Origin of the sequence: Candidatus Microthrix parvicella Bio17-1 (assembly GCF_000299415.1) — a bacterium.
Classification (GTDB): Bacteria; Actinomycetota; Acidimicrobiia; order Acidimicrobiales; family Microtrichaceae; genus Microthrix; species Microthrix parvicella.
In genome coordinates this window covers 837,938-858,169 of record NZ_AMPG01000001.1, presented here as the reverse complement: position 1 = coordinate 858,169, position 20,232 = coordinate 837,938, and the positions used below count along the sequence as shown (strand labels likewise).

Below are 20,232 nucleotides of genomic sequence, written 5' to 3'. Positions count from 1 at the left end.
TCGATGACGGCCCTGGGCGACTGGTGGCGGAACCGCCGCGAACCGTTTGAATTTCCTGACGAGTGGCGCCGCATGCTGGAAGCGTGCGTGGCGCCGTGGGACACCTTGTCGGCGGACGAACGTGAGCGCATGGAACAACTGGTGCTGCAACTGATCGTCAACAAGCGGTGGGAGGCCACCGCCGGCATGGCCATCACCGACGAAATGAAGGTGGTGATCGCCGGGAATGCCGCCCTGTTGGTGCTGGAACTGGGCATCGAAGCGTACGGAAAGGTGGGGTCGATTCTGGTGGCGCCCCACGAAGTGCGGGTGTCGGGCAGGGAGTTCTCGTTTGTGCCGGGCCTGCTGACCGACGGGCCGGTGACGCTCTCGGGCGAGACCAGCGAGCGGGGTCCGGTGATGATCACGTGGAACTCGGTCACCCGGGAGGCCCGCCACCCGGAGCATGGACACAACGTGGTGTTCCACGAGTTCGCCCACAAGCTGGACCTGCTGGACGGGGTGGTGGACGGCACCCCGCCGCTGAGCGACCCGGCGTTGGTGGACCGCTGGGTGGAGGTGTTCACCCGGGAGTATGAGGCGGTGGGGCGGGGCGAGGGTTCGCCACTGCTGCGGGCGTACGCCTCGGTGAACCCGGGCGAGTTCTTTGCCGTGGTGACCGAGGTGTTTTTCACCCGAGGGTCGGAGCTGCGAGAGGATCGTGCCGATCTCTACGAACTGCTGGCGGGCTTCTACCGTCAGGACCCCGCCAAGCGAACCAGAATCGTCCGCAACGGCCTGCGCCGGGAATGAGTGAAGGGCTTGGTTGGCAGCGGGGCAGATGGCTCTGCGGCACCGACCACCGAACCGATTTCTCCCACCGTCAGCGGTTGAGTGACCCTCACCCCCATTCCGGCGGCGGGTCGGTAGGGTCACAGCCGTAGCCGGCGTGACGAGCAACGCTCACGGCCGGGTGGGGTTCAACCGACAATGGAATGAGAAACAAGCCCGTGACTCAAGTGGAACTGCTCGACCCAACCACGGCGCCGCTGTTGGTGGAGGATCTCTTCGCCGGTGGGGACCCCGGCCCGATTGCAGCAGCCTTCGCCCAGGTGCCCGAGCTGGCGTTGGTGGCCTTGCCGTTTTTGGGGGCGTCCTTGGGTGCTGGAAGCACCGGTGCCCGCGTGAAGGAACTGGCCATCCTGCGCACCTCGGCGGTGTTGGCCTGCCGCTACTGCGTGGCCGCCCACACGACGGTGGCGTTGGACGTGGGACTGACCGATGCCGAGGTACGGGGCCTTCGGGGCGAGGTGCAGTGGGCCGACGAGTTTGACGATCCGGCCGAGCTGGCGTTGCTGGCGTGGATCGACGAGGTGGCCGGAGGCCGGGGTGCCGTGAGCGCTGCGGTGACCGAGGCGGCCAAAGCACACTTTGAGGACTACGAACTGGTGGAGCTGACCAACACCATTGGGGTGACGATGTTGTTGAACAGGTTCTGCTCCGCGTTGAAATTGCCTGTGGGAGACGACACGCTGGCGAGGCTTGCCTCCGGCGGATTTGAGGTGGACCTGTGAGCGTCGAAGCACCAACGGATCCCGAAGCGACCGTGAACGAAACCGTCGGGCCCATCGCAGCGGCGATCGAGTCGGGCCTGCTGCCGGGCCGGGTCTGGGTGTACTCCAATTATCACTGCAACCTGGAGTGCGCCTACTGCCTGACCGAGTCGGCGCCCAGATCGACCCGTCGCATCATCGGCCCCGAGCAGATGGTGGCCATCGCAGAACAGGCCGCAGCGCTTGGCTTCAAAGAGGTGGGCGTCACCGGCGGCGAACCCTTCCTGCGGCGCGACCTGCCCGACATCATCGTGGCCATGTCGGAACACCTTCCGGTGACCGTGCTGACCAACGGCACGCTGTTTGGCGGCGACCGCCTGGATGCACTCGATGTGTTGGTGGATCGGCCGGTGCGCTTCCAGATTTCGTTGGACTCGCCCGACCCGGAGCCCAACGACGCGATGCGCGGTCCGTTGAACTACGCCAAGGTGGTGGACGCTGTGCCCCGCATGGTGGGGCGCGGTCACACCGTGCGGATCGCCACCACCGTGGATGAGGGCGCCATGATGCCCGATGACCAGGTCAGGCTGTGCGCCCTGCACCGCAGCTGGGGCATCACCGATGACGACCACCTGGTGCGCCCGATCATCACCAGCGGCCGTGCCGAAGACTCCGGCATGGGTGAACGCTTCGCCCGCGACCAGCTTCCACCCGAACTTACGATCTCCGACCACGGCGCCTTCTGGTCGGCGTTTGGGCCGACCGTGCACAAGGGGCGTACGGACACGCATCTGCTGATCACCCGAACCACCCTGCCGCTGGAGGTGCCCGCCCTGGCGCTGCTGGGCCTGGTGGAGGGGCGCCCGCCCGGTGCCGATGCCAGCATCGGCATCCGTTGAGCGTAAACGAACACGCCGACCGGTCGGTCGGCCCCATCATGAACCTTCAACCGGTCGACAACTGAGGAGCATTCGCTCATGTCCAAGACCATCCAGAAACCATCAGACCGGATTGCCGCCCTCACCGAGCGCACCGATGAGTTGTCCCGTCGATGGGCGCCCGCAGTGCTCCGGTGGACGGCAGCATTGTTGTGGCTGTCCAACCTGTCCTGGAAGGTGCCGACCGCCTTCGGTCGCACCGCCGACGGGTGCGGCAGCCTCTGCGCCTACGTGAACAAGGGCATCGAGTTTCGGGTGCTCCCCGGAAGCCCATGGGTCTTCGAAAACCTCGTTGCCCCCAACCTGTCGGTTTTCGGGTGGATCACCTTGTTTGTCGAGGCCACGCTGGTGGCCCTGTTGCTCTCGGGCCGCTACCTGCGCTTTGCGGCGGTGCTCGGGTTTGTGCAGGCGTTCGGCATTGGATTGTCCGTCGCCAATGCCGACGGCGAGTGGTACTGGAGCTACCTGCTGATGATGGCGCTGCACGTGGCCATCCTGGTGCTGGCACCCCGAACCCGTCCGGTCGGTAGGGCCGCCTTCGGTTGGATCCTGGTGGGGTACGGCGCCCTGGTGTCCATCGGCCACCTCAGCGGTCCAGTTGCCGGCGACGGCAACGGCACCTGGTGGGGCCCGTTCGCCGAACCGAATCAGGTGCCCGGCGACTTTGCCCGGAACGTGTTCCCAGGATCGATCCTGCTGGGACTGGTCCTCATCGCACTCGGCCTGGCGATGGCGTTGCTGGCGCCCCGACTGGATGAGTCGGTGCTGGTGCCCGCCGGGTGGGCGGTCGTTGGTGTCGCCGCCCTGTTGATGCTGACGTTCCGGGCTGACGGGCTGATCGTTGGCATGGGGTCGAAGGCCAGCACGGCGGCTGTGCTGGCCGCTGCAGGGTTGGCCCTCGCCGGCGTCGGCGCGTCGAACCGACCGGACGCCGACCAGCCGCAGCGATCTACCGCTTGATGAGGTAGGCCAGGTCTGGGTTGTCGTGCAGGTAGGCGGCGGCGAACGGGCACACGGGCACGACCGACAGGTTGCGCTCCACCACGTCGGCGATCACGCCGGCCATCAGCGCCGACCCCAAACCCTGGTTGCGAAGGGCGGGATCGGTTTCCACATGCGGGATGGTGATCTCGTCGCCATTCAGCGAATAGGCGGCGTGGCCAATGACCGAGCCGTCTCGAAGCAGTTCGTATCGACCATCCTCCGGTCGATTCACCACCTCGAGCGTGGCGGTGCTGTCGTTGACGTCGGCGCTGTTGCTCACATATCCCCCTTGGACCGTGGTCGACGCGGTGTGCGTCTTGCCTGCGACCCTAGCCAAGCCAGTTGGGCTCGCGGCCCACAGGCCACTTGATGTTGCAGCCCATCGACGGAAGCTGTTCCGCCGGAGGGGGAGCTCCGTCAAACACGGCATTGACGGCGGCCCGAAGGTCCGAGCCGGTGACGGGAATGTCGTTGCCCGGCCGGGCGGCATCGAAACGCCCCCGGTACGTCAAGGTTCCGGTGCCGTCGAAAAGGAAAAAGTCGGGGGTGCAGGCAGCACGGAACGCCTCGGCCACCTTGGCACCGGTATCCACCAGGTACGGAAAATCCCACCCGAAGGAGCGAGCCGTGGGTGCCATCCGTTCCGGGGCGTCATCGGGATACGCATCGGTGTCGTTCGAGTTGACGGCGACGACGGTGAGCCCACGGGCCGACCAACGTTGGGTCAGCAGGCCCAACTCGCGCCCGATATGCACCACGAACGGGCAGTGATTGCAGATGAACATCACCAGCACACCGGGGGTGCCCGGCGCCGCCGACGTGCTCCAGGTGGTGCCGTCGGCTTCCGGCAGCTCGAACGCCGGCAGCCTGGTGCCGAGGGGCATCATGGTGGAGAGTGTTCGGCTCATCGGGTGACTCCCATCCTTGGAACTGGCCGGGTCGGCTGTTCAGCGTACGCTGGGGGGCATGAGCGACAAGGCTGCACCGTCCATTTCCGAGGTGATGACCACAGAGGTGATCACCGCCGACCGGTCTCAGGCGTTGTCGGAGGTCTACGACCTGTTTGAGTCCCGGAACATCCACCACCTACCGGTGATGGATGGCCAGAAGCCGGTGGGCATGGTGTCGGCCAGCGACGTATTGCGGTTGGTCTACGACATCGAGGATCCGACCGACCGGATGATGCGGTCGATGCTGGACCACCAGTTCAACATCGATGATGCGATGACCGCTGATCTGGACACGCTGACGGTGGACGCCACCGTCCGCGACGCGGCCGACCGCCTGTCGGGCGGCGACTATCACTCGGTGGTGGTGATCGACGCCGTTGGGCACCTGGCTGGAATTGTCACCTCCACCGACTTGATTCGTTACCTGCGCGACCACGTCTGACCGCGAGGTCACGGGTGGGCGACCTGCTCGACGGGGGCATCCCCCGCGCGGTGCCTGGTCGGCCCTAACATCACCATCGGAGTTCGGATGACCCCCGCAGCGGCGGGCGGTTGACCCCATCACGCGAGCGGCACTGCCGACTGCGGAGGACTCCATGGCAATCCCAACCCGACCACGACGAACCGCCGGGCGTCGCTCCGACGGTAGGCCGGTTGACCGCCACGGGGATGGACGTCGGCACCACGGGCCCGTTCACCTGGAAGAGGCCTGGGAACCGGCGGAGCCGGCCGAAACTCTGGTACGAGGCCGCCGGCCTGAGCAGCCACCTCGACAAGCTGGTGGGGGAACACATCGCGGCCTGAAAAGAGTTCGTTTGGCGGACGGACAATCCGGGGGTCGGGTGCGCCTTGGCGTGCCCTACCAGTCGGTCTGGCTGAGCTACGTGATTGCGCTTCTGCTGTTTCTGATGTTGACCTCCGGCGACCTGGTCCGCACGGTGCGCGCCATGGACATTGGGCCGGTTCGCGCTGTCACGCTGCCGGTCGCCCAGGGGATCGATCGGGTGTCCAACCTGCTGTCGATCAACCGCCCGGCCGACGCGCTGGGTGCGGCGCTTGGGCGTGAGGTGCATGATCCGCCCGAACAACAGGTTGATTTCAAGGCGTCGAAGACCACCCCGGAGGACGCCACGCCGCCGCTGCGCGAGGTGACGGCCAACGTTCCCCTGGAGGTGCACGTGGTGGGCGACTCGATGGGCCAGCCGTTGGGCCAGTTGATGGAGTCGGCTGCGGTGAAGGACCCCACCTTGGACGTGACCTACGAGTACAAGATCTCCTCTGGCCTGGCGAGGCCGGACTACTACAACTGGCCGGCCCGACTGGCCGACGTCGCCTCCGAGGTCAAGCCGGAGGCCCTGGTGATGATGATCGGAGGCAACGACGCACAGGAGCTCACCGATCCCGGTGGCAACGTCGTGGCACGCCCCGGAACCCCCGGGTGGAGCGTCGAGTACCGGCACCGGGTTGATCAGGTGTTCGACGGGCTTCGGGCCGACAACCGGCGGCTCTTCTGGGTGTTGCAACCGAATGTGGCCTCGGCCAAGCACCAGGCCTCGGTGGTGGCAATGAACACCCAGGTGAGAGAATCCGCCGCCGATCGGCCCTGGGTGACCCTGATCGATGGGCCGGCGCTGACCGCCGGACCGGACGGCGGGTATGCCGACTTCGTCACGTTGCCCGACGGCAAGCAGATCAGCTGCCGCCATGGCGATGGTGTGCACCTCACCGTCGGCTGCACCCAATTGGTGAGCGACGCCACCGTCGATGAGATTGCCAAGACGTGGGCCATCGGCGAAACCGCTGCGCCCGCCGGCACCCCACTGGACCCGACCGACGGCAAGGATGCCTCCGGACCTCAGGGCGCCGCGGCGCCACCAACGGATCCGGCCGCATCCACTGACGGATAGCGGCCCTTCGGGTCAACGGTCGGCCTTCTGCCGAGGCGACGGAGTAGCTCAGAGCAGGTTGAGGATGGGACCGTGCACCCAGATGGTGACCAACGCGCCCAGGCCCAGGGCAGGGCCAAACGGAATGGGAGTCGAGCGTCCTGAGATCCCGTTGACGGCCAAACCCTGCACCACGGTGAGGGCCGACCCGAGGATCATGGCGGGGAGGACCAGCGGCCACGAGATCCAACCGAGGAACAGCCCCAGCAGTGCACCGAGCCGGACGTCGCCAAAGCCCAGACCGCTGGGCAGGATGAACCACGAGATGAGCAGGAACACGAAGTAGGCGGCGGCGCCGATCAGCGCGCCGATCAGGTTGCCCCAGCCGCCGATCCACAGCGAGGTGGCCGCCATGGCCACCAACCCGCCCGCCAGGCCACCCCAGACCAGCCGGCGAGGGATCAGCATGGTGCGAAGGTCGATGACCGACGTCATCACCAGGATCACCACCAGCAGCAGGTAGGCGGGAAGGGACGAGACCGGGCCGAGGGCGACCGTGGTGATGAGCGCCAACACCGGAGTGGCCAGCTGCGGCGCGATCCAACTCCAGCCACGCCGGGTGCGGCATGTGGTGCAGCTGCGTCCCGCTCCGAACCAGGATCTCACCGGAACGATGTCGCCGGTGGTGACCTCGGTGCCGCAGGCGTCGCATGCGGCCGGGCACGCAACGGCGAAGCCCTCGCCGTCGGCGTCTTCTGCGAAGCGGTGCACCGGCACGGCGACGACCCATCCGACGAGCAGTGAGCACAGCAACACCACGAGGATCACGCCGGCCATCACCCCAAGCCCATCGGCAGGGGCATCCGGATTTTCAGGGTCGCTCGACCCCCGACCTCAAGCGGTGTCGATGCGCTGAAACGTCTCGGCGAAGCGGCCCTCGGGCAGTGCGCACTCGACGGCGTTGGCGGCCATCATGTCCCGCACCATGCGATGAAGTTCGCTCTGCTCGGGGTGCTGGCTGCGATGACACGACAGGGCGGCCAGCTTGGCGTCGAGCGTGTCGGTGATGTCGACGTGTGTGTTGGGGTCTCGGCCCACCATCAGCCACACCTGGGGAACCGCCCAGGGGGCCAACCCCGCCTCGGCCAGCTCCCGATGTGCAAACTTTGTTCGGGCGTCGGGAAACACGGCCCGCATCGCGGCCTCCCCGGTGGCGAGATGGTCGGGGTGGGAGCGCCCGATTCGGACCCACTGTCGCTCTGGACTCATGGTGATCAGGCGGTGGGGCCGGTGGGTGCGGATGACCCGGGTGATGTCCCGGCGCAGCGCCAGGGTCGGCTCCACCGCACAATCCGGATAGCCCAGAAACTCCAGCCTGGTCACGCCCACGACGGCCGCCGCCTGCGTCTGCTCCTGGCGGCGGAGTTGGGCCACCGCCTCGCGGTCGGGCTCGTCGTCGAGCCCCCCGGCCTCGCCGTCGGTGACCACGCAGTAGGTCACCTCCACGCCGGCGGCGGTCCAGCGGGCCACGGTGCCGGCCGCCCCGAAATCGATGTCGTCGGGGTGGGCGAACACCGCAAGCACGCGTTCGATGCCGTCCAGCTGCGGGTCGTTGGAGAGGGTCATGCCCCGGAGCCTTCCCGGCGGTCCGGTCGCCCGCCAAGCTCGATGAGGAGCCGCCGGTCGACCTTGCCGGTGGTCCCCAGCGGAAGTGCCTCCAGCATGATCATCGCCTCGGGCAGTTTGTATCGGGCGATCAAGGCTTCGCCGTGCCGTCGCAGCGATTCGAGCGTTGGTGCAGCGAGCCCCGGTCGTGGCACCACGACGGCCACCCCCACCTCGCCCATCACCTCGTCGACCCTCGGCACGACCGCCACCTGTGCGACGGCGGGGTGATCGGCAAGAACTGCCTCCACCTCGGCGGGAAACACGTTGTACCCGCCGCGGATGTACATGTCGCCTCGCCGTCCCGCCAACCGGTAACGGCCAGGTCGTTCCGGGGTTGCCGGCTCCCGAACGGCCAGGTCACCGGTGCGAACCCAGCCGTCGGAGAGGGCGACGGCGGTGGCCTCCGGCGCCTCCCAGTACCCGGACATGGCACTCGGTGTTCGGATCCAGAGTTCGCCGAGCGAGTCGTCCGGTACCTCGGCGCCGTCGTCGTCTCGAATCGAGGCTTCGATGCCCGGACGTGGCCGCCCGATGGTGCGATCGTCGCCCGGGTGCTCCGGCCACGGCGGTGTGGCCAACCCGCAGCCGCCGGTCTCAGTGGACGAGTAGCGAATGGTGTACCCGGCGGCGAAGCGCTCGCGGGCCTCCCTCACCAGGGGGGTCGGGCTGGCGGCGCCTCCCACGATCAGCAGGTTCACCGCCGAGAGGTCGAGGGCGTCCATCTGCGCGGAACGCAACATCAGCGCCACTTGCGGCGCCACCGCACCGATCACGCCCATGCGCTCCCGTGCGACCAGCTCGAGCACGTCGTCGGCCCGCCAACGGTTGACCAGGTGAAGCCTGGTACCGGTTCGGAGGTACCACGGAAGCTTGGTCATCAGACCCACATGGGCAAACTGGGTGGACACGAACATCGGCCCACCGCCGCCCCACCGGTGGGCGATGGCGCCGAGATCGAGGGCGGCCACCGCCGAGAGCGCACCCTCGGTGAACCGCGCGGCCTTGGGCAGGCCGGTGGTACCCGAGGTGAACACCAGCGCCGCAGCGCGGCCGGGTAACGGTTGAGGGGCGCCGTCGAGCGGCGGAGGGCCTGCCACGCCGCCACCCTGGAACGCACATCGGTCCGCCTCCAGCTGTGCCGCCCACGGCGCACGACCCGGCTCGCAGGGCGTGACCAGCTCCACGTTGCGGTCGGCCGGAAGGCCGTCGGTCAGGGTCGGATCGGAGACCACCAGGACGGGATCGACCAGCTCCACCAGCGCGGCGCGTTCGGCCGGGGCGAGCGACGGGTTGACCCCCGCCGTGACGGCGCCCAGCGCCGACGCGGCAGCGTAGGCCACCAGATACTCCAGGCCCGATGGCAGGATCAATGCCACCCGGTCGCCCTCGCTGACACCCCGCCGGGCCATCCACCGGGCGACCGCCAGCGCCTGTTGCCACCAGCCTGCGTAACCCAGCGGCTCGTCATCCCAGCGGACCACCGCCGGCGCGTCGCCAAAGCGAACTGCGGCCTCGGCCAGCGTGGCTGCCAGGCTGACCGCCGGGCCCAGGGTTTGGGTGACTACCACCGGTTATCGAACGTTGGGCTTCACGCGTTTGCCGGAGGCGAAGAACGCCTGGCCCTCGGCCAGCGCCTCCACCGAGTTGCCGGCAGCCAGCAGAAAGCTGCCGAGGTCGAGGGCCTGACGGCGCGACAGCTCCTGGGCCATCCACAGGTTGCGGACCGTCGCAACAACGGCATCAGCCGGCTGGGAGGCGATCGCCTCGGCCGCCCAACGGGCCCGCTCGGCCAACCGATCGGCAGGGGTCACTTCGCTGACCAGCCCCACCTCCAGCGCGCGGGCCGCCGAGAGCCGCTCGTGGGCACCCAACAGCATCATCCGCATCAGGTCGCCGAAGGGCATGCGGGGTGCCAACAGCGTGGGTTCGAGCACCGCCGCCATGCCGTAGGTGACGTGGGGATCGAAGAAGGTGGCGCCCTCGGCGGCGATCAGAAACTCCACCTCGCCCAGCAGATAGAACGCGCCGCCACAGGCCATGCCGTTGACCGCTGCGATCACCGGCTTCCACATGCCGTGGGTTTTGGGCCCCAGCGCCTCGCCCGGATCCTGGTAGGTGTAGGGGTCGAAGCTGTAGTCGCCCTCGGTGGTGGGCACGGCATCCCGGTCGATACCGGTGCAGAACGCCGCATCGCCGGCGCCGGTCAGGACGACCGCACGCACCTCGCCGTCGTCGCGCAGGCGGGCCCACGCCTGCGGCAACTCCTCCAACATGGTGGCGTCGAACGCGTTGTAGCGGTCGGGGCGGTTCAGCGTCAGGGTGGCCACCCCGTCGGAGATGTCCAACAGCAAGGTCTGGTAGTCGCTCACCGCGTCACCCTACCCGGCTGATCTGACGGATCGTCAGGTGGCGAGGGGCTGCGTCGGCATCCGGTCGGGCGGTACCGTGACACCGTGCCGCGGAGGGGTCCCGGCACGTCACCGGGGGAGAGCAAGCACATGAAGGTTGACCTGAGCGTCATCGATTTCCTCGATCGGGCCGAGACCGTGTTTCCGGACCGGGTGGTGTTCGTGGACGAACCCGATCAAATCGCCGAGTCGTGGGGCGAGGTGACCGGCGCCGAGTTCGCCCGTCGGGCCCGCAACCAGGCCGCTCACCTGGACGCGCTTGGCATCGGGGTGGGGGAACGGGTGGCGATCATCTCGCAGAACTCGGCCCGCCTGGCCTGTGGATTCTTCGGGGTGTCGGGCTGGGGACGCGTCTACGTGCCGGTCAACTTCCGCCTCAGCCCGGCCGAGGTCGCCTACATCGTCGACCACTGCGGGGCCACGGTGTTGTTGTACGACCCGGAACTGGCCGACACCGTTGCCGACCTTGACGTCGCCCACAAGGTGATGCTGGGCACCGACAGCGATGTCGAATGGTTTTTCACCGACGGCGAGCCCGCACCCTGGGAGCCCGACGAGGACGCCACCGCCACCATCAACTACACGTCGGGCACCACCGCCCGCCCCAAGGGGGTGGAGCAGACCCACCGCTCGCTGTGGCTCAACGCCTCCACCTTTGGCTGGCACGCCGGGGTGAACGAGCGGGACGTCTACCTGCACACGCTGCCGATGTTTCACTGCAACGGGTGGGGCATGGTGTACGCCTCGCTGGGCATGGGCGTGAAACAGGTGGTGCTGCGCAAGGTGGACGGTGCCGAGATCCTGCGACGGATCGACCGCCACGGTGTCACGTTTGCCTGCGCCGCCCCGGCGGTCGTCGCGGCCGCCCTCGAAGCTGCGCCCGAGTTCGACCCGGTGCCCGGCCGTGACCGCATGCGGGTGATCGTGGCCGGTGCGCCCCCACCAACGCAGACCATCGAACGGGTGGAGGCCGAGCTTGGTTGGGAGTTCATCCAGATCTACGGGCTGACCGAGACCGCCCCGCTGATGACGATGAACCGCTGCCGGAGCGAATGGGACGACCTCGCACCATCGGAGCGGGCGTCCAACCTGGCGGCCGCCGGATCACCAACGATCGGCATGCGGGTGAGCGTGGACGCCTACGGGGAGGTGCTCGCCCGGGGCAACCACGTGCTCGAGGGGTACTGGGCTCAGCCGGAGGCCACCGCCGCGGCCATCGTCGACGGTTGGTTCCACACCGGCGACGGCGGCACGGTCGAGGGTGGCGTGGTCACCATCTCGGATCGCAAGAAGGACGTGATCATCTCGGGCGGCGAGAACGTCTCGTCGATCGAGGTGGAGGACGCGGTGTTCAGCCATCCCGAGGTGGCCGAAGTGGCGGTGATCGGGGTGCCGTCGGACAAGTGGGGCGAAACGGTGATGGCCCTGGTGGTGCGCACGGACGGCTCCACCCTCACCGAGGAGGCACTGATCGCCCACACCCGGCAGCGGCTGGCGGGTTACAAGTGCCCCAAGACGATCGAGTTTCGTGAGGAGTTGGTGCGGACCGCCACCGGCAAGCTGCAGAAGTTCAAGCTGCGTGCGCCCTACTGGGAGGGCCTCGACCGTCAGGTGAACTGAGCCGAGGCCGGCCTGATCAGCCGCTGCTCGGCGGACGGGTTACCCCTGGTCGGCCGGCTGGCCGCCACCCACCGGGTCGCGTTCCAGCACGGTGGTGCCCGAAGCGGCGCTGGTGCTCGTTTGGGCGTCGCCCGACGTGGTCGGCTGCGCGCCACCCTTGGAACAAGGTCCCTTCACACCCTTGAAGTCCAGCACCCGCTTGACCGACTCGTTCAGCCGCTTCTCCGAGATGGTGCCGTCCGCAACGGCCGCCACCAGCGCCGTGTGCACCTCGTCAACGTTCTGGGCTCCTGCGATCAATGCCACGTCGTTGCCGGCAACCAACGCCTGCACGGCGGCCTGGCTCTGTGTCCTCTGGTCGGCGATGGCGCCCATGATCAACGAGTCGGTGACGATCAGACCCTTGAAACCCAGGTCGTCGCGCAACAGCGCGATGCCTTCCGGCGACATCGTCACCGGCTCGCCGTTGGTGACGTCGGGGATCACCGCATGGGTGGTCATGATGGCGGGAATGCCGGCGTCGATGGCTGCTTTGAACGGAAGAAACTCCCGTTGCTTCAGTTCGTTGAGGCTGCTGACCCGCACCAACTCGCCGTGCGGGTCGGCGGTGGCGTAGCCGATTCCGGGAAAGTGCTTGGCGATTGGCTTGATCCCACCCTCGGTCATGCCATCGGCGGCCGCCAGCGCGAAGTCGACCACCACCTGCGGGTCGAGGGCGTACGAGCGACTCTTCAACGCGACGCCGAAGCCGACGTCGAGCACCGGAGCGAAGTTGGCCGTAAACCCCAACCCCGCCATCGACGTGGAGTACTTGGTCCACATCGCCTTGGTTTGGGCGGTCGACAGCGTACCCGTGGTGTCACGGGCCGACGGCAGCGGCTCGATCACCTTGTCCAGCCGTTGCACCGTGCCACCCTCCTCGTCGGACGCGACGGTCATGGGGACCTTGGTGTCGGCCGTGACGGCGGTGATCTGGCCCGCAATGTCGCCGCCCTGGTCCTCCAGCGCCCCGACCCCACCGATCTTTCCGGCTTTGGCGGAATCGGCGACGTTGGCCGGGGTTGCGGTCATCACCCACAACACCTGCCCGGCTTTTTCCTCGACGCTCAAGGTGTCGAGGCACGGCTTGAGCGGATCAAGGTCGATGCTCGCAGCGTCGGTGCCGCCCGATGAGGTGGTGCTCGGCGCGCTGTTGGTCGATACCGGGTCCTGAACGCCCACTGCGGTGACGTCCGACGACGTGGTGCCTGCGCATGCCCCGATGAGCGAGGTGGCGCCCAGCAGGGCGATGGCCGTACCGACGCGTCGGCGCCGCAGCCCGACCCCGCCGGCACCGAGGGAGGAGCGCCGATGATGGATCACCAGTGAATCGTACCGGCTGTGGTGCCGGCGTCGGTGGCCACCACCACGCCGCTGCGTTTGACACGCTGGTGGAATGGTCGCCTCATCCTCCGGTCCGCACCCCGAATTGCACCAATCGCTGACCCTTGGGCCGAAGACCGCTCGCAACCGGGTGTTGTTCGGTGCCCACCACACGTTGTTCGCCGAACCATCGCCGACCTATGGCGAGCCCGGCCTGGTGGGGGACCGACTGGTGACGTACCTGGCCGAGCGTGCTGCGGGTGGCGTCGGCACGGTGATCTGCGGCCCAACAGCGGTTCACCCCGACGCCGTCGCTGCTGCGCCGAACCTGCCCATCGCCTGGGACCGGCGGGTCATCGCCGGGTGGTCGTTGCTCGCCCGCACGCTTCAGGCCCACGGAGCGCTGGCCATGATCCAGTTGGGACACGACGGTCCAACGGCTGGGAGTGGCTGGACCAAACGGGCTGCGGTGTCGGCCGGTGGCGTCGGCTATCGCTTCGAGGCCCCCCGGTCGCTGAGCCTTGACGACCTGTCCGACCTGGTGACCCACTACGGGCGTGCGGCACGGCATGCCCGATCGGCTGGATTGGACGGCATCGAGGTGGATGCTGCGCACGGTGGCCTGCTGCATGGGTTTCTGTCTCCGGTCTTGAACGGCCGGCAGGACCGGTACGGGCGGGGCGCCGACGGTCGGCTGCGATTGCTGCGGGAGGTGCTGGTGGCGGTGCGGGAACGGGCGGGAGACGGGATGGCGGTCGGGCTGAGACTCGGCGTCGGCGTCGGCGTCGACGCCGGGGTGCGCTCCGGCCCGACCGGCGATCCGTCGGGCACGGTTGGATCGGGCGCCGGTGACCCGGCTGAGGTTGCCTCAGCCCTGGTGGTCGATGGCCTGGTCGACTTCCTCAATGTGGCCGTGGATCCGACGGCATCTTCTGGCTGGGGAGTCCAGGGTGGGTCGCCGTCGCTGTATCGCGACCACGGATACGGGATGGAGGCGGGCGCCGCGATCCGGGCCCGGGTGCGCAACGTCGGCGATGAGCGTCGACCGGTGCCCGTACTGGTCGGCGGCCGGTTGATCACCCCCGCCGAAGCAGCCAACGTGCTGGCTGTGGGGGCCGCCGACGGGGTGTGCATGGTGCGGGCCCTGATCGCCGACCCCGCATGGGTGTCCCGTGATCACGACGGCGAGGGTGGCCGCATTCGAGTCTGCACGGGTTGTAACGAGAGCTGTCACGGCAATGCTGTGCGAGGCGAGCCGGTCACCTGCGCCACCAACCCGGTGGTTGGGCGGGAAGCAACCCTGGGCCGAGACACCATGTTCAAGACGCGGGTGGGGCGCAGCGTGGTGGTCGTGGGGGCGGGTCCGGCGGGGCTGGAGGCAGCGTGGGTGGCGGCCGCTCGCGGCCATCGGGTCACCCTGCTGGAACGCGAGGCGCTCACCGGCGGGCGTATCAACCTTGCAAGCCGGTTGCCCGGGCGGGGTGAGCTGACCGGGTTTGTGACGTGGCGTGCCGCCGAATGCGAGCGGCGTGGAGTGACGCTGCGAACCGGCGAGACCGCCACGGCCGACTCGGTGCTGACCCTGGAGCCCGACGCCGTGGTGGTGGCCACCGGCGCGGTCGGCGACGCGTCGTCCGAGGTCGCCTGGCACCCGCCGATCATCGGGGTGGATCGTCCCGGCGTGCTCGACCATGAGGCTGCGCTCCGTGTCGTGCTGGCCGCCGGACCGCGGGCCTTGGGGGACCGCGTGGTGGTCGTCGACCTGGTGGGGTTCGTCGAGGCGTTCGGTCTGGCCGGGTTGCTGGCGGACGGCGAGGTGGAGACCACGCTGGTGTCGCCGTTTGCCGAGCCGACCGCCACCGACCCGGAGACCCGGCTGGAGTTGCTGCGACGCGCTCGACGGGCGGGTGTGGCGCATCTGCCGCACCACCTGGTGGAGGCGATCGAGCCGGCCGATCCGGCGGCTGAGCCCGACCCTGGGACGGGGTGGTGCGCGCTGCGAGTGAGGGGACGGGACAACCTTGGCCAGGCCGGCCTGTCGATCGATTGCGTCAGCACCGTGATCGTCAGAGCGCCCGCCCGTTCGGTCGACGGCCTGGCGGCCCAACTGGCCGAGGCCCGCCCAGGCCTTGAGGTGCACACCGTGGGCGACGCCCTGGCGCCGCGTTGGGCGGACCAGGCCATCGCCGACGGGCATCGGGTCGGCCGCCTGCTGTAGCGGGTGAGGCGGCCACCCGCTACGCTACGACTTCCGGAACTCCACCCGGACGGCGCGGCCAAGGGAACGGCCTGCACCATCCGAACCTTGGGGTGTCCGATGTCTTGGCGGTCGTGCCCCGCACCAGCGGGCGTGACGGTCAGTAGTTCGAAGGAGAACCCGCACAGGGATGAACCACCTGAGCCCTGCCCTTGAAGCCGCAGCCTGGGCCGCTGCCGACGGTGTCGCCACCGAAACCGACGTAGCGCTGCTCGAACGCGATCCGCTGCTGTGGCGTCGCCAGCTTGAAGTGTTGATCGACGACACCGAGGACTCGCTCGACCACGTGCGCAAGTTGCGTGGACCTGAGCGGGGTCGGGTGGTGGCTGATATCGAGGCCGAACTCGCACGCCTGGAGAGCGCCTATGACCGCATGCTGGCGCCGGGTGACCTGAGCGAAGTGTTGGTCGAGGCGGATCCGCCCGGCGAGGTTCGTTTGCAGGCCTCGTGGGCCGGCGGTCAGATCGTCGTTTGGGCTGCGGGTCCGAGCACGCTTCCGGCCGACAACGACGGTCTGGCCGACATTCTGGAACGCATCGGTGGGCCTGCGGTGGGTTGGAGCGTTCACCGGGATGTGTCGCTTCCCAACGGTGCCACCGCAGCGGCGTTGTCGATTCCTGTGGAGGAGTCACTGGGGTGGCTGGTTGCCGTCGGTGGAGGCCTGGGGCGCGACGGAGTGGGTGGAAGCGTCGCCTGGCTGGGCCGGGTTGCCGTCGCCGCCGTGCGCCAGGTTGCAACGGGGGCCATCGTCCCCATGCTGCACGGCGAGAAGCGTGATCGCGGTGGCGTGATGGACATGTCGGTGCGCTGGGTCCCTGCGCTGCTCGACCAGATCGACCTGGAGGAGATGTCCTCGGCCATGCCCGAGGCCGTCATCCTGCTGGCCCGCGCCGACGCCCGCTCGGTCACCTTGTCGGTGCTGCGTGCCGTCACCGACGCCATCGTGCGGGAGGCGTCGTCGCGCATCGAACTGCCCGCCCCACCGCCTCAGGTTCGCAACGCCTCAGGGGTGGCCGAAGCGTTCCTCACCCGGCTGGACGGATCGGCCTTCGAAGCGCCGATTTCGGCCGGGGCCGAAGTGTCCAAGCGTCTCGACCGCTGGTCGAAGTCGGTCACCGGATCTGGTCGCACCAGGCTGGTGGTGCAACTCGACCCGCCGGATTCCTCCGACGCATGGTTCCTGTCGGTGCTGGGCCCCGGGGCGGAGGGCAACCTCATGCCCATCGAGTTGGCGCTGACCGATCGCCCCGGGACGAAGGTTCTGGGTGACGAGCTGAATCGCCTGGAGCGCATTCTGCCCGCCCTGTTACGTCCGGGTGCGATGCGAAGGGGCCAGGTCTACCTCTCCACCGAGGAGGCCTGGGAGCTGATGAGTAGGGGCGGGCCCAGCCTTGCTGCTGCGGGTTACGACCTGCGGCTGCCGGCGTTGTCGCGCCGGAAGCCGTCGCCGTCGCTGCGGTTGTTCACCGAGCCCACCGGAGACTCGGTGGTGGGCGCCAACCAGCTGTCCAACGTGTCATGGTCGGCGCTGTTTGATGACGTCGAGCTGAGCGCCGAGGAGATCGCCCGCCTGGCCACCCAGGCCCGCCCGCTGGTGCAGAGCCATGGCAAGTGGGTGGAGCTCGACAAGGTGGACCTGAAGGAGGCGGCGGCGGCGCTGGCCGAGCGCTCGGTGCGTAGCCAGATGACCGGCGCCGAGATCCTGCGGGCCTCCGTCGGGCTCGACCGCGTGGCGCTCTCCGGTGGCGTGTCGGTTGAGGGCGAAAGCTGGGCGGGCCAGTTGCTGGCCCAAGCCCGCAACCTGCCCGTGCCCGACGCCAAGCCGGAAGGCTTCCACGGCGAACTGCGCGCCTACCAGGCCGAGGCGTTGGCGTGGCTCGGTTTCCTCGATGCCGTCGACCTGGGCGGCTGCCTGGCGCTCGACATGGGCCTGGGCAAAACCCCCACGGTGCTCGCTCACCTGGCCGCCCCCGGTTCAGAGGGTCCGTCGTTGGTGATCGCCCCGCCGGCGGTGGTTGGCAACTGGGCCGCCGAGGCCCGCCGGTTTACGCCAGGGCTGTCGGTGGTGGTGCACCACGGCGCAAACCGCGCTCAGGGAGCGGCATTCAAGCGGGCGGTGCGCAACAACGATGTGATTCTCACCACGTACGGCACGGCGGTGCGCGACGTGGGTCTGCTGGAGGATCACAACTGGGACAGGGTGGTGCTCGACGAGGCCCAGGCCATCAAGAACCCGGCCAATGAGACCTCACAACAGCTGCGTCGCCTCACCGCCCGCAGCCGAATCGCCCTCACCGGCACCCCCATTGAAAATGGGCTGGGCGATCTGTGGGCCATCCTCGACTTCTGTAATCCCGGGTTGGTCGGTTCCCGACCCGAGTTCATCGCCGGTCTTTCCGGCGAGGCCGAGGCGGCGCTGCGGGCGCTCAACGGCCTGTTGGTGTTCCGTCGCACCAAGTCCGAACCCGAGGTGGCCAAGGAGCTTCCCGACCGCATCGACGAGCTCGATCACTGCGCGATGACCAAGGAGCAGATCGGCCTGTACCAGGCGGTGCTCGACTCGCTGGTCGCCGACAGCTCCGAGGTGGGGGGCGACCCAAAGAAGGGTGCGGTGCTGGCGGCGATCACCGCGCTCAAGCAGATCTGCAACCACCCGGCCGCCTACCAACACGACGACCTGCCCCTCGATGGTCGGTCGGGCAAGCTGGCCCGGCTGGAAGAGATCATCGACACGGTGTTCGCCTCCGGCGAGCGCGTGCTGATCTTCACCCACTTCGCCTCGTGGGGCCGGCGGCTGGCCGAGTACCTCACCGAGAAGACCGGGGTGAAGATCTCCTCCTACGACGGGTCGCTGGCACGGGGTGCCCGCGACCGGTTGGTCAAGCAGTTTCAGGAGGGCGAAGGCCCGGGCGCGTTGGTGCTGTCACTGAAGGCGGGTGGCACCGGCCTCAACCTCACCGCGGCCAACCACGTGGTGCTCTACGACCGCTGGTGGAACCCGGCGGTGGAGGACCAGGCACGCGACCGCGCCTGGCGCATTGGCCAAACCAAGACCGTGATCTCGCACCGCCTGGTGTGCCCGGGCACCGTCGACGAACGGGTGGAGGAGGTGGTTTCGGGCAAGCGCCACATCGCCAACCTGGTGTTGCCCAAATCGTCGTCGCTTTCCGACCTCAACGGCGACCAGCTGCGCACGGCGCTTGGTCTCGAACCCGATGCAATGTTGACCGAGGACGATGTCGATGAACTGTGAACGGAAGGCCGGGGCCTGATGGTCAACCGATCGAAAAACAACCGACGCCGCAACAAGCGTAAGAAGTCGGTCGACCTCTGGCGGCCCGTGCCCATGCTGCCCGACCCGCGGCCGATCTCGGTGCAGGGTGATCCCACCACGTTGGTGCGGTCGCTCGGCAACCCGCCGCTCCCGGGGCAGCACAGCGTCGCCGAGCACTACCTGGCGGCAGTGGCAGAACGGGCCTCAGGCATGGCCGAGGCCCTCGCCGCGGCATCCGGACTGCTGGCGGTGCCCGAGGGCGATGATGACTAGGCGCCCACGAGCCACCGCCGGGGGCGGCCGATGACCGTCGGGGGCGGCCGATGACCGCCGTCGCAGACACTCCCGATGAGGCCTTCGGGCCGGACTGGGCCCGCCTGGACGATCGTTGGGTGCTCGTCACCGGCGCCGCCCGCGGCCTCGGCCGGGCCATAGCGCTCGGTGCCGCACGGTTTGGGGCCAACATCGTGGCGATCGACCGTGACGAGGTTGGTGTCATCAGTCTGCGGGGCGTCATCGAATCGCTAGGGGCCACCTGCCTGACCGGCGTCTGTGACGTTCGCGATTCAGATGCGGTCGACGAGGTGTTGGCCGACACGATGGCGCGTATCGACGGGCTTGATGTTCTGGTGAACAACGCGGGTGGCGGCTTCTGGGCTCCGTTTCTTGACGTGACGGCCAGGGGGGAGGCGGCGCTCATCGCCGAGAACTTCACCCAGGTCACCCACATGATTCGTAGCTGCGTGCCATACCTGGTGGAGGGCGGATCGATCGTGTCGGTCACCTCCATCGAGGGGCATCGGGCGGGCCCCGGTTTCGCGATCTATTCGGCGATGAAGGCGGCGGTCGAGAATCTCACCCGCACTCTGGCACTCGAGCTGGCCGATCGGCGCATCCGGGTGAACGCCGTGGCCCCCGACATGATCCCCACACCCGGCGACGATGCCTTGGCGGAAGCGGCCGGTGCGTTGGTCGACGACACCTACGATTCGCAACCATGGCCCGAGACGGGCACGCCCGATGACGCCGCCGGTGCCGTGATTTTTCTGGCCTCAGACATGTCCCGGTTCATCACCGGCTCCACCATTCACCTCGATGGTGGCACGTACGCCGCCTCCGGGTGGAAGCGCCGGCGATCCGACGGGGCCTGGCTGTTGTAGCCGGGCCGCAACATCGACAGCGTCTCCGCGCCTGGCCCCGCTGGCCCCGCTGGCCGCGCCCCACCCGCCCAGCCACCCTCGCCTGGCCACCGTCGCTGCACCCGAGCCCGATTCCACCCAGCGGGCCAGTTGTGGACTTTGGGTGGAATCCAACTCGGAAACCGAGTCCGAATCTACCCAAACAGAAAATCGC

18 protein-coding genes are annotated in these 20,232 nt (G+C 68.4%); 11 read left to right on the top strand and 7 right to left on the bottom strand.

Features of this window, described 5'->3' with window-relative positions:
- The first annotated feature begins 3 nt into the window (after positions 1-3).
- From MPARV_RS0104205 to MPARV_RS22165, 4 genes are all read left to right on the top strand, one after another.
- Entirely contained in the window at positions 4-792 is a 789-nt protein-coding gene (locus MPARV_RS0104205; RefSeq protein ID WP_157789452.1) for a M90 family metallopeptidase, read from the top strand.
- Between the two features lie 197 nt (positions 793-989).
- Positions 990-1,553 (top strand): carboxymuconolactone decarboxylase family protein, encoded by a 564-nt coding sequence (locus tag MPARV_RS22170; protein WP_172636554.1) that lies wholly within the window; start codon positions 990-992, stop codon positions 1,551-1,553.
- Positions 1,550-2,431: a radical SAM protein gene (locus MPARV_RS0104195; RefSeq protein ID WP_020377355.1), complete on the top strand. Its 882-nt coding sequence runs from the start codon at positions 1,550-1,552 to the stop codon at positions 2,429-2,431. The genes MPARV_RS22170 and MPARV_RS0104195 overlap by 4 nt, the downstream gene beginning before the upstream one ends.
- A 78-nt stretch (positions 2,432-2,509) precedes the next feature.
- Positions 2,510-3,430, top strand: a complete 921-nt coding sequence (locus tag MPARV_RS22165; RefSeq protein WP_012231412.1) for a hypothetical protein — start codon at positions 2,510-2,512, stop codon at positions 3,428-3,430.
- Here MPARV_RS22165 and MPARV_RS0104185 read toward each other — a convergent pair.
- Positions 3,420-3,734, bottom strand: coding sequence for a GNAT family N-acetyltransferase (locus tag MPARV_RS0104185; protein ID WP_020377354.1), 315 nt, complete (start codon positions 3,732-3,734; stop codon positions 3,420-3,422). The genes MPARV_RS22165 and MPARV_RS0104185 overlap by 11 nt on opposite strands.
- 49 nt (positions 3,735-3,783) lie before the next feature.
- Positions 3,784-4,362 carry a thioredoxin family protein gene (locus MPARV_RS0104180; protein WP_020377353.1) on the bottom strand — a complete coding sequence of 193 codons (579 nt, stop codon included), beginning with the start codon at positions 4,360-4,362 and terminating at the stop codon, positions 3,784-3,786.
- 58 nt (positions 4,363-4,420) lie between these two features.
- On the opposite strand from MPARV_RS0104180, the gene MPARV_RS0104175 reads away from it, so the two are divergent.
- Positions 4,421-4,846: a CBS domain-containing protein gene (locus tag MPARV_RS0104175; RefSeq protein ID WP_031277226.1), complete on the top strand. Its 426-nt coding sequence runs from the start codon at positions 4,421-4,423 to the stop codon at positions 4,844-4,846.
- 373 nt (positions 4,847-5,219) lie between these two features.
- Positions 5,220-6,311 carry a DUF459 domain-containing protein gene (locus MPARV_RS0104165; protein ID WP_157789451.1) on the top strand — a complete coding sequence of 364 codons (1,092 nt, stop codon included), beginning with the start codon at positions 5,220-5,222 and terminating at the stop codon, positions 6,309-6,311.
- Between the two features lie 48 nt (positions 6,312-6,359).
- Here MPARV_RS0104165 and MPARV_RS0104160 read toward each other — a convergent pair whose 3' ends face one another.
- From MPARV_RS0104160 to MPARV_RS0104145, 4 genes are read right to left on the bottom strand one after another with little or no spacing between them, the layout of a single operon-like run.
- On the bottom strand, positions 6,360-7,127 hold the full coding sequence (locus MPARV_RS0104160; protein WP_020377351.1) for a prepilin peptidase: 768 nt from the start codon (positions 7,125-7,127) through the stop codon (positions 6,360-6,362).
- A 57-nt stretch (positions 7,128-7,184) separates the two neighbouring features.
- On the bottom strand, positions 7,185-7,916 hold the full coding sequence (locus tag MPARV_RS0104155) for a PIG-L deacetylase family protein (RefSeq protein ID WP_012231401.1): 732 nt from the start codon (positions 7,914-7,916) through the stop codon (positions 7,185-7,187).
- A complete protein-coding gene (locus tag MPARV_RS0104150) occupies positions 7,913-9,526 on the bottom strand; it encodes a class I adenylate-forming enzyme family protein (RefSeq protein ID WP_012231399.1) in 1,614 nt (537 codons plus the stop codon). Before MPARV_RS0104150 ends, MPARV_RS0104155 begins: the two co-directional genes overlap by 4 nt.
- Before the next feature lie 3 nt (positions 9,527-9,529).
- The gene (locus MPARV_RS0104145) at positions 9,530-10,327 is read right to left on the bottom strand and encodes an enoyl-CoA hydratase/isomerase family protein (protein ID WP_012231397.1); all 798 of its coding nucleotides are present in this window, start codon (positions 10,325-10,327) and stop codon (positions 9,530-9,532) included.
- Between the two features lie 129 nt (positions 10,328-10,456).
- Here MPARV_RS0104145 and MPARV_RS0104140 point away from each other — a divergent pair, with 129 nt between their 5' ends.
- Entirely contained in the window at positions 10,457-11,986 is a 1,530-nt protein-coding gene (locus tag MPARV_RS0104140) for a class I adenylate-forming enzyme family protein (protein WP_020377350.1), read from the top strand.
- Between the two features lie 39 nt (positions 11,987-12,025).
- On the opposite strand, the gene MPARV_RS0104135 is transcribed toward MPARV_RS0104140, so the two are convergent.
- On the bottom strand, positions 12,026-13,348 hold the full coding sequence (locus tag MPARV_RS0104135) for a glycoside hydrolase family 3 N-terminal domain-containing protein (protein WP_012231393.1): 1,323 nt from the start codon (positions 13,346-13,348) through the stop codon (positions 12,026-12,028).
- A gap of 73 nt (positions 13,349-13,421) precedes the next feature.
- Here MPARV_RS0104135 and MPARV_RS0104125 point away from each other — a divergent pair, with 73 nt between their 5' ends.
- The 4 genes from MPARV_RS0104125 (at position 13,422) to MPARV_RS0104110 (ending at position 20,039) form a co-directional block, all read left to right on the top strand.
- Positions 13,422-15,566, top strand: coding sequence for an oxidoreductase (locus tag MPARV_RS0104125; protein ID WP_020377349.1), 2,145 nt, complete (start codon positions 13,422-13,424; stop codon positions 15,564-15,566).
- Positions 15,567-15,735: 169 nt separating this feature from the next.
- On the top strand, positions 15,736-18,858 hold the full coding sequence (locus tag MPARV_RS22160) for a DEAD/DEAH box helicase (RefSeq protein ID WP_020377348.1): 3,123 nt from the start codon (positions 15,736-15,738) through the stop codon (positions 18,856-18,858).
- Positions 18,859-18,876: 18 nt separating this feature from the next.
- On the top strand, positions 18,877-19,152 hold the full coding sequence (locus MPARV_RS0104115) for a hypothetical protein (RefSeq protein ID WP_012231389.1): 276 nt from the start codon (positions 18,877-18,879) through the stop codon (positions 19,150-19,152).
- Between the two features lie 50 nt (positions 19,153-19,202).
- On the top strand, positions 19,203-20,039 hold the full coding sequence (locus MPARV_RS0104110) for an SDR family NAD(P)-dependent oxidoreductase (RefSeq protein ID WP_020377347.1): 837 nt from the start codon (positions 19,203-19,205) through the stop codon (positions 20,037-20,039).
- Positions 20,040-20,232: the final 193 nt, after the last annotated feature.

What these genes read in the sequence shown, in the direction of transcription:
- MPARV_RS0104140 (WP_020377350.1), top strand. Translation starts at nt 10,457, where the DNA reads ATGAAGGTTGACCTGAGCGTCATCGATTTCCTCGATCGGGCCGAGACC.
- MPARV_RS0104110 (WP_020377347.1), top strand. Translation starts at nt 19,203, where the DNA reads ATGACCGCCGTCGCAGACACTCCCGATGAGGCCTTCGGGCCGGACTGG.
- MPARV_RS22165 (WP_012231412.1), top strand. Translation starts at nt 2,510, where the DNA reads ATGTCCAAGACCATCCAGAAACCATCAGACCGGATTGCCGCCCTCACC.
- MPARV_RS0104175 (WP_031277226.1), top strand. Translation starts at nt 4,421, where the DNA reads ATGAGCGACAAGGCTGCACCGTCCATTTCCGAGGTGATGACCACAGAG.
- MPARV_RS0104160 (WP_020377351.1), bottom strand. Translation starts at nt 7,127, where the DNA reads ATGGCCGGCGTGATCCTCGTGGTGTTGCTGTGCTCACTGCTCGTCGGA.
- MPARV_RS0104125 (WP_020377349.1), top strand. Translation starts at nt 13,422, where the DNA reads ATGGTCGCCTCATCCTCCGGTCCGCACCCCGAATTGCACCAATCGCTG.
- MPARV_RS0104115 (WP_012231389.1), top strand. Translation starts at nt 18,877, where the DNA reads ATGGTCAACCGATCGAAAAACAACCGACGCCGCAACAAGCGTAAGAAG.
- MPARV_RS0104155 (WP_012231401.1), bottom strand. Translation starts at nt 7,916, where the DNA reads ATGACCCTCTCCAACGACCCGCAGCTGGACGGCATCGAACGCGTGCTT.
- MPARV_RS22160 (WP_020377348.1), top strand. Translation starts at nt 15,736, where the DNA reads ATGAACCACCTGAGCCCTGCCCTTGAAGCCGCAGCCTGGGCCGCTGCC.
- MPARV_RS0104180 (WP_020377353.1), bottom strand. Translation starts at nt 4,362, where the DNA reads ATGAGCCGAACACTCTCCACCATGATGCCCCTCGGCACCAGGCTGCCG.
- MPARV_RS0104205 (WP_157789452.1), top strand. Translation starts at nt 4, where the DNA reads ATGACGGCCCTGGGCGACTGGTGGCGGAACCGCCGCGAACCGTTTGAA.